Annotated in this window: 13 protein-coding genes and 1 rRNA gene; 6 read left to right on the top strand and 8 right to left on the bottom strand. The window is 75.2% G+C overall.

Annotated elements, in window-relative coordinates; translation table 11 throughout:
- Positions 1-277: 277 nt before the first annotated feature.
- Positions 278-1357, top strand: coding sequence for a DUF1611 domain-containing protein (locus O4J56_RS31035; RefSeq protein WP_270690733.1), 1080 nt, complete (start codon positions 278-280; stop codon positions 1355-1357).
- Entirely contained in the window at positions 1354-3090 is a 1737-nt protein-coding gene (locus O4J56_RS31030) for an ATP-binding cassette domain-containing protein (RefSeq protein ID WP_270690731.1), read from the top strand. Before O4J56_RS31035 ends, O4J56_RS31030 begins: the two co-directional genes overlap by 4 nt.
- 7 nt (positions 3091-3097) lie before the next feature.
- On the opposite strand, the gene O4J56_RS31025 is transcribed toward O4J56_RS31030, so the two are convergent.
- The 4 genes from O4J56_RS31025 to O4J56_RS31010 all read right to left on the bottom strand — a co-directional run bounded on the left by O4J56_RS31025 (position 3098) and on the right by O4J56_RS31010 (position 6243).
- Positions 3098-3796: a response regulator transcription factor gene (locus O4J56_RS31025; RefSeq protein WP_270690730.1), complete on the bottom strand. Its 699-nt coding sequence runs from the start codon at positions 3794-3796 to the stop codon at positions 3098-3100.
- On the bottom strand, positions 3793-5001 hold the full coding sequence (locus O4J56_RS31020; protein WP_270690728.1) for a sensor histidine kinase: 1209 nt from the start codon (positions 4999-5001) through the stop codon (positions 3793-3795). Before O4J56_RS31020 ends, O4J56_RS31025 begins: the two co-directional genes overlap by 4 nt.
- A 4-nt stretch (positions 5002-5005) precedes the next feature.
- Positions 5006-5251, bottom strand: coding sequence for a hypothetical protein (locus O4J56_RS31015; protein ID WP_270690727.1), 246 nt, complete (start codon positions 5249-5251; stop codon positions 5006-5008).
- 89 nt (positions 5252-5340) lie between these two features.
- Entirely contained in the window at positions 5341-6243 is a 903-nt protein-coding gene (locus tag O4J56_RS31010) for a LysR family transcriptional regulator (RefSeq protein ID WP_270690726.1), read from the bottom strand.
- Positions 6244-6316: 73 nt separating this feature from the next.
- Here O4J56_RS31010 and O4J56_RS31005 point away from each other — a divergent pair, with 73 nt between their 5' ends.
- Positions 6317-7249: a DMT family transporter gene (locus tag O4J56_RS31005; RefSeq protein ID WP_270690725.1), complete on the top strand. Its 933-nt coding sequence runs from the start codon at positions 6317-6319 to the stop codon at positions 7247-7249.
- Here O4J56_RS31005 and O4J56_RS31000 read toward each other — a convergent pair.
- Together O4J56_RS31000 and rrf are read right to left on the bottom strand one after the other, a co-directional pair.
- Positions 7237-7788, bottom strand: coding sequence for a Uma2 family endonuclease (locus tag O4J56_RS31000; RefSeq protein WP_270690723.1), 552 nt, complete (start codon positions 7786-7788; stop codon positions 7237-7239). The two genes, O4J56_RS31005 and O4J56_RS31000, sit on opposite strands and share 13 nt — an antisense overlap.
- 105 nt (positions 7789-7893) lie before the next feature.
- Positions 7894-8012 (bottom strand): 5S ribosomal RNA (rrf, locus tag O4J56_RS30995).
- Between the two features lie 303 nt (positions 8013-8315).
- On the opposite strand from rrf, the gene O4J56_RS30990 reads away from it, so the two are divergent.
- A complete protein-coding gene (locus O4J56_RS30990) occupies positions 8316-9158 on the top strand; it encodes a putative protein N(5)-glutamine methyltransferase (protein WP_270690722.1) in 843 nt (280 codons plus the stop codon).
- Here O4J56_RS30990 and O4J56_RS30985 read toward each other — a convergent pair.
- Positions 9139-9594 (bottom strand): MarR family winged helix-turn-helix transcriptional regulator, encoded by a 456-nt coding sequence (locus tag O4J56_RS30985; RefSeq protein WP_270690720.1) that lies wholly within the window; start codon positions 9592-9594, stop codon positions 9139-9141. The genes O4J56_RS30990 and O4J56_RS30985 overlap by 20 nt on opposite strands.
- A gap of 69 nt (positions 9595-9663) precedes the next feature.
- Between O4J56_RS30985 and O4J56_RS30980 the strand changes: the two genes are divergently transcribed.
- The gene (locus tag O4J56_RS30980) at positions 9664-10101 is read left to right on the top strand and encodes a cupin domain-containing protein (protein ID WP_270690719.1); all 438 of its coding nucleotides are present in this window, start codon (positions 9664-9666) and stop codon (positions 10099-10101) included.
- Positions 10102-10185: 84 nt separating this feature from the next.
- Here O4J56_RS30980 and O4J56_RS30975 read toward each other — a convergent pair whose 3' ends face one another.
- A complete protein-coding gene (locus tag O4J56_RS30975; protein WP_270690717.1) occupies positions 10186-10638 on the bottom strand; it encodes a VOC family protein in 453 nt (150 codons plus the stop codon).
- 71 nt (positions 10639-10709) lie between these two features.
- On the opposite strand from O4J56_RS30975, the gene O4J56_RS30970 reads away from it, so the two are divergent.
- Positions 10710-11378 (top strand): CGNR zinc finger domain-containing protein, encoded by a 669-nt coding sequence (locus tag O4J56_RS30970; RefSeq protein ID WP_270690715.1) that lies wholly within the window; start codon positions 10710-10712, stop codon positions 11376-11378.
- Positions 11379-11536 lie beyond the last annotated feature (158 nt).

Here is an 11536-nt window from a genome sequence, read left to right as displayed (position 1 = left end):
CTGCCGGACGGCAGGCAGGACCGGGAACCGCCCCGCTTCTGCCGTCGCTGCCCTCCACGGCGACCACGCACACGCCCCACGGCCGACAGCGCTGCGCCGTGGGCCGCCGACCTCTCCTCGTCGCCGGAGCGATCGGATGACCGGGGCCTCATGTCCTTCCCCGGCATGAAGGATTCCTCATGACGTGCTCAGGAGGGACTCATCCCCACACCGGAGGATTTCCAGTGGTTCGGACACGGGCCACCGCTTCCACCGACGATCGGGAGACGTACACCTCATGCCCGCTTCCTCCCTCACCGAGCTCACCCCCTCCCGGCGCGCCGGCCTCAAGGTCTCCTACACCGCGCGCGCCCTCGACGGGCGGCGGCCGACGCACGTGCTCGCCGGGCCGGATGTGCGTCCGCGCCCCGGGGACCTCGTCGTCGCCACCGTCACCGAGATCGGCCGCCACACCCGCCTGGAATCGGCCCAGGGGCGCCGCCGCCACCTCTTCCCCGGCGACGAGGTGCTGGTGGCCTACGGCGCCCGCTACGCCCCCGACCAGTTCGAGGCCGAGGCCCCCACGGACCTGGGGCCGTGCGACCTGGTCGCCGCCGGCGGCATCGCGGGCCTCGTCTCCACCGCGCACGAGGACGTCCCCGAGCCGACCCGCCTGCTCCCGATCGGGCTGGCCGCCGACGCCGAGGGCCGCCGCACCACCATGGCCGACCTCGCCGCCCCCGCCCCGCCCGCGCCGCTGCACGGCGTCCCCACCATCGCGGTCGTCGGGACCTCCATGAACGCCGGGAAGACCACCAGCGTCGCCCACCTGGTCCGCGGCCTGGCCGCGGCGGGCTACAGGGTCGGCGCCGCCAAGGTCACCGGCACCGGGGCCGGTGGCGACCGGTGGATGTTCCACGACGCCGGAGCCGACACCGTCCTCGACTTCACCGACGACGGCCTGGCCACCACCTACCGGGTGCCCGTCGAGCGCGTGGCGCGCGGGGCCGCCGCCCTGCACGACCGCCTCACCGCCGCCGGGGCGCAGGCCGTGGTGCTGGAGGTCGCCGACGGGCTCATGCAGCCCGAGACGGCGGCGCTGCTGCGCGACGGCGCCCTGCGCTCGCGCGTGGACGGCTGGGTGTTCGCCGCCGGGGACGCCGCCGGGGCCCTGTACGGCCGCGAGCGGCTGCGCACCGCCGGGCTGCCGGTGGTGGGGGTCGCCGGGCGGTTCACCGCCTCCCCGCTGGCCGCGCGCGAGGCCGGCGGCCTGCTGGACGTCCCGGTGCTGAGCCGCGACGAGCTCGCCGACGCCGCGGTCGCCGCCGGGCTGACCGCGCGCCCCCTGGTCGGGGCCGTGCAGGGGCGGACGGCGTGACCACCGCCGTGCACCCGGCGGCTCCCGTCGGCGGCGGAACCGCCGGGAACGCGGGGAACGCCAGGACCGCCGCCACCGCCACGACCGCCCTGGACACGCGCCCCGAGGAGCCGCCGCGCCTGCTGGCCGGGCGCCGCCGGTGGATCTTCGCCGGGCTCGTCGCCGTCGGGTTCGCGCAGGCGGGCGCGGCAGTCGCCTGGGCCGCCCTGGTGTCGCGGCTCGCCGGGGCCGCCGCCCCCCTCACCGCCCTGCTGCCGTGGGCCGCCGGGCTGGTCGCCGCCACCGCCGCCCTGGTCTTCGGCGAACGGGTGCTGGCCGAGCGCCTGGGGCAGTCGTGGGTGACCGACGTGCGCACCGCCCTGTTCCGCCGGGCCACCGCGGCCCCCGCCCGCCAGCCCGGCCGGGGCCGCTCCACCGGCGGCGCGTCGCTGCGCATGATGGGCAACCTGAGCGCCCTGCGCCGCTGGGCGGGGCTGGGACTGGCCCGCCTCGCGGTCGCGGTGCCGCTGCTGGCGGGCTGCCTGGCGGCGTTCACGATCATCGCCCCGCCGGTGGCCGCGGCCGTGGGGGCGGTCGCCGGGACGGGGCTCGCCGCCACCGTGGCGCTGTCGCCGTGGCTGCGCTCGGCCCACCGGGCGGCCCGGCGGCGCCAGGCCCGGGTCGCCGCGCACGTGGACGAGCGCATCGGCAAGACACCGGTGGTGCAGGCCTTCGGCCGGGAGCGGGCCGAGCGGCGGGTGCTGGCGCGGCGCTCGGAGAAACTGGCCCGGGAGCAGGTGCGGCGCGCCCGCGCGGTGGGCACGGTGCGCGCCGTCGGGGAGGCGACCACGCTGGCGGCCACCGCGGCGGCGCTGGTGGCGGCCGCCGCCGCGGGCACGGGGCCCGCCCAGGCGACGGCGGCGATCGCGGTCGTCGGCATCATGGTCACCCCGCTGCGCGACCTGAGCCGGGTGAGCGAGTACCGCTCGGGGTGCGCGGTCGCGATGCGCCAGATCCGCACCGAGCTGGCCCGGCCCAAGCGGCGCCGGCCGGGGACGAGCGCGCCGGACCTGCCGGACGGCGGCGGCGCCCTGGACCTGGAGGGGGTCCGGGTGGACGGCGTCTTCGCGCCGGTCACCGCCCACGTGCCCGCCGGGTCGGTGGTCGCCGTGACGGGGCCCAACGGCAGCGGCAAGTCGACGCTGATGGCGGTGCTGGCGGGGCTGCTGCCGCCCGACGGCGGCAGGGTGCTGCTGGACGGCGGCGACGTGAACACCTGCCGGGCGGCGTCGGTGCGCCGGGCCATCGGCGTGGTCGGGCCGGACCTGCCGCTGCTGCGCGGCACCGTCGGGTCCAACGTGCGCTACGCCGACCCGCGGGTGGGCGGGGCGCGCTTCCGCGCGGCGGTGGCCTCCGGCGGCCTGGACCCGCTGATCGCCGAGCTCCCGTTGGGCCTGCAGACGCCGGTGCGGGAGAACGGCGGCGGCCTGTCGGCGGGCCAGCGCCAGCGCGTGGCCCTGGCCCGGGCGCTGCTGAACCGGCCCCGGGTGCTGCTGCTCGACGAGGCCGACGCGCACCTGGACACGGAGGCGGCCGGGGTGATCGACGAGGTGATCGCCGAGTTCCCGGGCACGGTCGTGATCGTCACCCACCGCCCGGAGCGGCTGGCCTCCGCCGACACGGTCTGGCGCCTGGGCGGAGGCCTCCTGCGCACGGGCACCGACGGGACCACGGAGCCCACCACGCCGGGGTGAACACGGGTCACCGGTCCAACCCGTTGCGGCGCGCGTAGGCGGCGGCTTCGGTGCGATTGCGCAGGCCGGTCTTGGCGAAGGCGTTGTTCACGTGTGTCTTCACCGTCGACTCGGCGATGAACAGGGACCGCCCGATCTCGGCGTTGCTCAGGCCTCGGGCGATGAGGCCGACCACCTCGGCCTCGCGGCGGGTGAGGCCGTCCGGCGGCTCCCGCGCGGGCTCCGGCCCTCGCTCGGAGTCCGGATCCCGCTCGGAGTCCGGATCCCGCGCCCCCTCCCGCCCGGCCATCGCCTCGGCCAGTCGGCGCGACACCCCGGGCGCGAACGCCGCCTGCCCCGCCGCGGCCGCCCGGACCGCGGCCTCGATGCCGTCCCGCCCGGTGTCCTTCGTCAGGTATCCGCACGCGCCCGCCCGCAGCGCCGCCGTGATGGACGCGTCATCGTCGTAGGTGGTCAGCACCAGGACCGCGACCCCGGGGTGCTCCCTGCCGATCCGCCCGGTCGCCGCCACACCGTCCACGCCGGGCATGCGCAGGTCCATCAGCACCACGTCCGGCCGCCGGTCCGCGGTGGCGCGCAGGGCCTCCTCGCCGTCACCGGCGTCGCCCACCACCTCGATGCCGTCGACCAGCCCGAGGAGTGCCACCAGGCCCTCGCGCATGACCTGCTGGTCGTCGGCGACCACCACCCGGATCGGACCGCTCACTCGGGCACCTCCGCCACCACCCGCCACACGTGTGGGCCCTCCCCGCCGGAACCGTCCCCTTCGGGACCGGCCCGCAGCGTACCGCCGACCGCGGCGAGCCGCTCGGCCATCCCGGCCAGGCCGAACCCTCCGCCGCCTCCCACGGCCCCCGGCCGTTCGGCGGGGCCGCTTCCCACGGTCAGAGAGGTACCCGCGTCCGTGTAGGCGAGGACGACACGTGTCGGTGCCCCCGGCGTGTGCCGGGCCGCGTTGGTCAGCGCCTCGCGCGCCGCGCCGCTGAGGGCGAGCTCCGCCGCCGGCGTCAGCGGTCGCGGCGTCCCCGTGACGTCCACGTCCACCCGCACCCCGTGCCCGACCCGGTGGGCCGCGGCGATCGCCCCGACCGACTCGGGGAGCGAGGAGGGCGGGTCCGCCCGCAGCGCCGCGATGACCGCGCGCGCCTCCCGCAGCCCCTCGGCGGCCATCGCCCTGGACCTTCGCACCCGCTCCGCGGCGCCCTCCACGTCGCCGCCCCGGGCCAGAAGCGACTCGGCGACGTCCAACTGAACGCCGAGCGCGCCGAGCGAGTGCGCCAGGACATCGTGCAGATCGCGGGCGATGCGAGCACGCTCGTCCAGGGCCGCGGCGCGCTCGCGCTCCTGTTGGGCGGCCCGGGTCTGCTCCAGCAGCCGCTCCGTCTGCAACGCCTGCAACCGGTACTGCCGCCGCCGCAGCCCGAAGAGCAGCAGGACCGTCTGGATGGCCGCGTGCAGCACCAGCGGCTCGACCCGCTGCTCCACCGGCCACATGCTCGCCAGCGCGATGGCGAACTCGACCGCGAACACCGTGAGGACGCTCCGCACGGAGGGACGCAGGTGCAGCGCGTACGTACCCATGCCGACGTAGACCAGCACGGTCGCGGCGCTGCCCGCCGGTCCGGCCGCGGCCGCCGCCAGGCCCGTGGACAGGGCGAGGCAGGCCATCGCCGTGCGCGGCACCGCCCGGTCGCCCACGGCGAACACGAGCCAGCAGGTCAGGCTCGCCCCCAGTGCGCCCCACACCCACACCGGCGCGTGTTCGGGCGCACCGGTGAGCAGGCCCCACAGCACGATCCCGGTCGCCGCGACCCGGATCACCTTCCCGGTCTCCGGGTCGTCGGAGACCCACAGCCCCACGGCGGCCCGCCACAGCCGCCTCACACCGTCCGCGCCCCGGATCGGCACCACCGCCTCAGTTCCCGGCCAGCCCCATGACCATCTGCACCATGAGCATGCGGTACGCCAGGAACCCCAGCACGACCAGGCCCCCGATCCCGGCGACCACCAGAATGGCCTTCCCGTTCATCTTCCCTCCGTTCCGGTCGATGACCGCGTTGATCACCAGACGCGCGAGCCCGGTCCTGCTCCCCGGACGGCCCCGCAGGGCGTCGATGAGGAGCGGCAGAAGGCCGCCGGTCCGGCCGTCGCGTTCGTTCATGGAGGGAATCCTGGCCGCGCGGCCCCCGCCCGCGGCACCGACGAAGGGTGGAGATCACGGTGGAGGCCGGGGTGGAGAACGCACGGCCCCTATCCGGGCTCCCGCAGCACGGCCTCCCGCAGCGCTTCCCTGAAGGCGCGCACCGGCGGGGTCTCCGCGCCCTCGCGCCAAATGGCGGTGATGTCGCGGGACAGCCCCGGTTCGACCGGCACGAACCGCACCCCCGGCGGCTCCGGGTACCGCGCCAGCTCCGGCACCAGGGCGACCGCGAGGCCCGAACGCACCAGAGCGAGCTGGGTGGGCATCTCAGTGAGCGTGTAAGGGATGCGGGGGTCGAACCCGGAAGCGCGCGCCACCTGGACCAGGCTCTCGAACGGCTCCGTCCCCGGGGCGCAGCTCGCCCACGCCTCTTCGGACAGCTCCTCCAGGCCCACACGCTCCCGCCCCGCGAGCGGGTGGTCCGCCGCCAGCCCCACGCGGACCTCCTCGCGCATCAGCCGGTCGACGCCCGCCCCCGCCGGGAGCGCCAGCGGGCGCGGCGACCAGCTCTCCACAGCCAGCACGTCCAGGTCGCCGCGCATCAGCGGGGGAAGCAGCTCCACCGCCTCCCCGTCTCGCACCGACGGCTCCACCCGCGGGTGCCGCGCGAGCAGGGACGCCAGGGCGGCCGGGACCAGCGTGCGCAGGGCCGAGCCGACGCCGGCCAGCCGCAGCGGGCCCAGCACCTCCTCCCCCAGGTCGTCCAGGTCGGCCCGGGCTCGCCGGAGCTGTTCGGCCACCCGCCGGGCGTGCCCGGCCAGCACCCGCCCGGCCTGGGTCAGCCGCACCGTCCGGCCGTCGGGTTCGAGGAGGGGGCGGCCCGCCTCCCGCTCCAGCTTGGCCAGCTGCTGGGAGACGCCCGACGGGGTCACGTGCAGGGCTCGCGCGGCCGCCGCCACCGAGCCGTGCTCGGCGACCGCGGCCAGGGCGCGGAGGCGGTCGGTACTGAACACGACAGCAACGCTACCGAATCACGCCAACGAATCATCGCTTTTGTTTCCGGCTCACCGGCACCACAGTGGAGGCATGCTCCTCCGCCGCATCGACCCGGTGCTGCTCGCCCTCGCCGGGGCGGCCTGCACATCCCTGTCGGCCCCCTTCGTCAAGGCCTCGGGCGCCGACGCCGGGACCGCCGCCTTCCTCCGGTGCGCGCTGGCCCTGCCGCCCCTGGCGCTGCTCGCCGCCGCCGAACTGCGCAGTGTGGGTCCACGCCCCCGGAGGTTCGTGCTCACCGACGCGGCGGCCGGGCTGCTCCTCGGCGCCGACTTCGTCCTGTGGGCGGCGAGCATCGAACTCCTCGGCGCGGGCGTGGCGACCGTCCTGCTGAACGTGCAGATCATCGTGTTCCCCCTGCTGGCCCGGGTGGCCTCGGGTGAGCGCACCCCGCGCGGGTTCGGGTTCGCCGCGGCGGCGATGCTCGCCGGGCTCGCCCTCGCGTCGGGGGCGCTCGCCCCGTCCGGGGGCGCCGACGCCGTCATCGGGGCGCTGTTCGGCGCGGGGGCGGGGACCGCCTACGCCGGGTACCTGTTCCTGTCCCGGCTCGGCGGGGGCAAGGGCCACACCGCGACGCCGGTGTGCACCTCCACGGCGGCGGCCGCCGTGTCCGCCGCCACCATCGGAGGACTGTGGACCGGGCTGCACCCCGGCGCACTGGACGCCTCGGGGTGGGCGTGGCTGACGGCGGTGGCGCTGCTCGGGCAGGTACTCACATGGCTGCTGGTGGGAGCGGCGCTGCCGCGGCTGGCACCCGGCGTCGGGGCGGCGGTCATGGTGCTGCCGCCGGTCATGGCACTGGCGGTCGGCGCGGTCTTCCTCGGTGAGCGGCTGTCGTTGCTCCAGCTCACCGGGTGCGCGGTGGTCGTCGCGGCGGTATGGGCCGTCGAACGCATGGGAAGGCGGAGCGCGGCGCCGCGTCGGGCGCCCCGGGAGAGGACCGCAACGGCCCGTCAGGAGCCGTAGATGGGCAGGGCGGACGTTCCGAGAGGAGAAGGGAGCGGGGACGGCAGTTCGATCAATTGCCCGTACACGCCGTCGACCCGATCTTGGTACACCCCGTCCTTCGGGCGGGTGAACAGGCTCCACTCACCGGCACCGGGGTCGATGACGAGGAGGACCTCGACGCCCGCTCGCGCGTACCGGCCGTTATTTCCGCCGCTGCTTTCGGGCGTCTCCGAATACGCGATCACTTCGACCGCCAGAGCGACGTCCCGGGGGGATACGAGCCATGATTCGTCCTCGTCCCACTCGACGGGAAGGATCGCCAGGTCGGGTGTGACGTAGTCGTGCTCGTCATCGGAGAGTGCGATCGACGAGACCTCGTACGGGGCGAGGCCCGACGGCAGGATCGGCTCGATGCGGCACCGGAGGAGTCGGACCGTCCCGGCGTGCTTGCCCCGGCGCGTGGGAGGACGTGACGAGGCCGCCGCCGATGCCCTCGCCCCCGACCCGGCGGCCCCCAACGCGTCACTCGGTTGCGGATCCGGCGTGCTCGGAGGCATGGCCGCCCACCTCTGCGTCCTCGGTCGGCCCCGGTCCGAGCCGACCTGGAACCCTCCCGAGAATACGAAAGAGGGGATCCTGGCGGATCCCCTCTTCGGAAGAATGTCCGGCGGCAACCTACTCTCCCACCCCACACCATGGAGGCAGTACCATCGGCGAATGGAGGCTTAACGACCGGGTTCGGAATGGGACCGGGTGTTTCCCTCCACCTATGACCGCCGAAACTCTAGACCGCCACCCCCGGAGGGGCGCGGAAGTCTCGAACGGGACCAGGATAGCACCGCGCGCGTGCACCCACCAAGTCGGCGCGGCCGCCGCCCCCCAGGTGGTCGGCCCCGTCCCGGATCTGAGGTAACGTCGGCGGGCAACGCATTCCCCGGCCGGACGCCCCGGCCGGGACGGGCACGACGCATCGGAGGAGGTGAGCCCCGTACTCGCAGCACACGCCCGGGCGCTCCTCCCCGGTGAGCACGGCGGACGCCGACCGTCCCGCCGCACCTAGGCGAGCGCCCACGCTCCCTGGAAGGTGTTCGTGTCCCCGACACTCCCCTCCCCCGTCGTCGCCGACGCCGTGCGACGGCTCCGCGCCGCCGGCTGCGTCTTCGCCGAAGACGAGGCCGACCTGCTCGCCCGAGCCGCGGCCGGCCCCCGCGACCTCTCCCGCCTCGTCGACCGCCGCTGCGACGGCATCCCGCTGGAACACCTGCTCGGCTGGGCCGAGTTCACCGGCCTGCGGATCGCCGTGGGCCCCGGGGTGTTCGTCCCCCGCCCGCGCTCGATGTTCCTCGTGGAACGCGCCGCCGCACACGCCCCCCGGTCCTCCCCGTCGTCGCCCCCGCCGGTCGTCGTGGACCTGTGCTGCGGCGCGGGCGGCATCGGGGCCGCCGTCGCATCCCTGCTCCCCGGCGCCGAGCTGCACGCCGCCGACTCCGACCCGGTCGCGGTCGACTACGCCCGCCGGAACATCTCCCCCTCTCGGGGCCGGGCGCACACCGGCGACCTCTACTCCGCGCTCCCCCGCGGCCTCCGGGGGCGGGTGGACCTCCTCGTGGTCAACGCCCCGTACGTCCCCTCGGCGGAGATCGCCCTCCTGCCGCCGGAGGCCCGGCTGCACGAGCCCCTGCCCACGCTCGACGGCGGCCCCGACGGCGTCGACGTCCAGCGCCGCGTCGCCGCCGGCGCCCCCGCCTGGCTCGCGCCCGGAGGACACCTGCTGATCGAGACCAGCGGACGCCAGGCCGAGACCACGGCCGCCGCGGTGTCCGGGGCGGGCCTGGAGGCGGTCGTGGAGTCGTGCGAGGAGTGGGACTGCACCGTCGTCGTGGGCACCGCCCCCGGCGGGCCGCAGGTCACCACGTCGGACGGATAGGGCCCCCTTCGGCCATGCGCTCCAGGTCCCGCCGGAGCAGCGCCATCCGGTCGGCCCCGATGGCCTCGGACCACGCGCCCGCCGCCTCGGCCGCCGCCTCCTCCGCCGCCCGCGTGCACGCACGCCCGGCCTCGGTCAGCTCGACCAGCCGGGCGCGCGCGTCGCGCGGATGCGGGCCGCGCCGTACATACCCCTTGGCCTCCAGCTCGTCCACGAGCTGGGCCGCCGCCTGCTTGGTCACCCCCAGGTGCGCGGCCAGCCCGGTGACCGTGCCCCCGGCCGGGGCCAGGTAGGCGAACGCGAACCCGTGGGTGGGCCGCAGACCGCTGAATCCGCGGCGCGCGACCCCTTCGTCGATCCGCTCGGCCATCCGCGCCGCCGACGCCAACAGCGCGAAGGCCAGGCCGACACCGTCCTCGTTCGTGGAAGGGTCCATGCCTCCATCTTGACGCAATGGTCAAGGCGCTTGACCATCAGGGGTGAATTCGGTCAAGCTACTTGACCAATGGCCGAACGGTCGCACGATCCCCGCACGACGACACGGCCTCCCGACGACCTGGAGAACGCCATGCCCCTCATCCGCTCCGGCGATGCCCCTGTCCACCGCCTCCACGGCGCCGAATTCACCAGCTTCGCGAACTCCGCCACCGGCGCCGCCGAACTGCGCGCCTGGCGGCTCGATGTTCCCGGAGGCACCGAAGGCGCCGAGCACACCGTCACCCGGGAGGAGGTGTTCCTCGTCCTCGACGGGGAGCCGGTCCTGTCCATCGACGGCCGGTCCGAGCGGCTCGCGGCCGGCGACGTGGCCCTGGTCCCGGCCCTGTCGCGGATCCGGCTCGACAACCCGGGCGACGCCTCCGCCCGGGTGTGGGTGACCACGTCCGCGGGCCTGGCCGCCGTCATGGCGGACGGATCCCTCATCCGGCCGCCCTGGGCCGCCTGAGGGCGACAAGGGAAAGGGCGGAGGCCGGCGCCTCTCCGACCGCCGGCCTCCGCCCTCCCCGGTCCTGCCTCGCCCAGGGGGCGGTCACTGCACGCAGAACTCGTTGCCTTCGGGGTCGGCCATGGTCACATGAATCCCCTCGGGCTCCTCCACGCGGGCCAGGATCCTCGCCCCGAGCCTTTCGAGTCGCTTCACCTCGGCCTCGCGGCGCTCCGGCCCGACGGAGAGGTCCATGTGCAGCCTGTTCTTCACCTGCTTGGACTCGGGCACCTTCAGGAAGAGGATCCGGCGCTTGGGCGCCCCGCGCTCGGCCGGGTCGTCCGGGTGGTGGATCCCCTCCCCCTTGCAGAACACGCGCCGCCCGTCCCTGACCTTGTAGTCGGACTCGGCGAGGAGGCCCTGCTCGATCAGGCCTCCGATGAACGCATCGTGGTCCTCGACCACGTACCCGAGCGCCTCCGCCCAGAAGTCCGCCTGTTCGTGCGGGTCCGCGCTGTCCACTGTGAGCTGCCAGTTGATCGGCATCGCGCCGTCCATGTCCGTCCCCCTCGACCTGCATCGACGAGGGCGGCCCGACCACCCCCGATGACACCAGTTATAGTGGTTACGTGACTGACGGCACAAGTGACGACGCGAACGGGATCACCCTCGTCCCCCGGGACGGGCAGGCCTACCGGTTCGACCCGGGGGCTCTGTTCCTGGACTTCATGCTGTCCGGAGGACCGGGGCCCATCGCCCGCTGGGAGTCCTTGAACACCCCGGATGACCTCCGGTCCTGGTTCTCCCGCACACGTCTCCGCTTGGAGCCCGCCGACATCCGGGCGAGCCCTGCCGATGTCGGGGAGGCCCGGCGCATGCGCGACGCCTTGTGGAGGCTCGTCCACGAGCGCCTCGGGCGCGGGAGTGCCGAGCCGGGGGATCTGGAGGCGGTCAACCACGCCGCATCGCACCCGTCGCTCGTGCCCCGCATGCAGGCGACCGGGGGCGGCGTGGAGCCGGCCGCGGTCACCGAGGCCGGCCAGGCGGTGCGGGCGACCTGGGCGACCCCCATCGAGGCCGCGCAGGTCACCTCGTACATCGCCAGGGACGCCATCGACCTGCTCACCGGCCCATGGGCGGAGAGGATCAGAAAGTGCGGTGCCGACGACTGCATGCTCGTCTTCATCGACATGTCGCGACCGGGGAAGCGCCGCTGGTGCTCGATGGAGAGATGCGGCAACCGCAGCAAGGTCCGGGCCCTGCGAGCACGGAAGTCGGGCGGCGGGAGTGAAGGCTGACCGTCGCGCTTCTCAGCAGCACACGGAAGCGCACACCAATGCCGTTTCACATGTTCACAAGGTAGACAACGAAAAAGGGGAGGACCCCACGGGTCCTCCCCCTATCAAAGAAAATGCGGCGGCAACCTACTCTCCCACCCCACACCATGGAGGCAGTA

The sequence above is a fragment of the Nocardiopsis endophytica genome (genome assembly GCF_027706725.1).
In the GTDB taxonomy this organism is placed as follows: domain Bacteria; phylum Actinomycetota; class Actinomycetes; order Streptosporangiales; family Streptosporangiaceae; genus Nocardiopsis_A; species Nocardiopsis_A endophytica.
This window is presented reverse-complemented; position numbering and strand designations above follow the sequence as displayed.

Coding starts and splice junctions, on each gene's coding strand:
- O4J56_RS31005 (WP_270690725.1), top strand. CDS start 6,317: ATGCTCCTCCGCCGCATCGACCCGGTGCTGCTCGCCCTCGCCGGGGCG.
- O4J56_RS30980 (WP_270690719.1), top strand. CDS start 9,664: ATGGCCGAACGGTCGCACGATCCCCGCACGACGACACGGCCTCCCGAC.
- O4J56_RS30975 (WP_270690717.1), bottom strand. CDS start 10,638: ATGGACGGCGCGATGCCGATCAACTGGCAGCTCACAGTGGACAGCGCG.
- O4J56_RS31000 (WP_270690723.1), bottom strand. CDS start 7,788: ATGCCTCCGAGCACGCCGGATCCGCAACCGAGTGACGCGTTGGGGGCC.
- O4J56_RS31015 (WP_270690727.1), bottom strand. CDS start 5,251: ATGAACGAACGCGACGGCCGGACCGGCGGCCTTCTGCCGCTCCTCATC.
- O4J56_RS31035 (WP_270690733.1), top strand. CDS start 278: ATGCCCGCTTCCTCCCTCACCGAGCTCACCCCCTCCCGGCGCGCCGGC.
- O4J56_RS30985 (WP_270690720.1), bottom strand. CDS start 9,594: ATGGACCCTTCCACGAACGAGGACGGTGTCGGCCTGGCCTTCGCGCTG.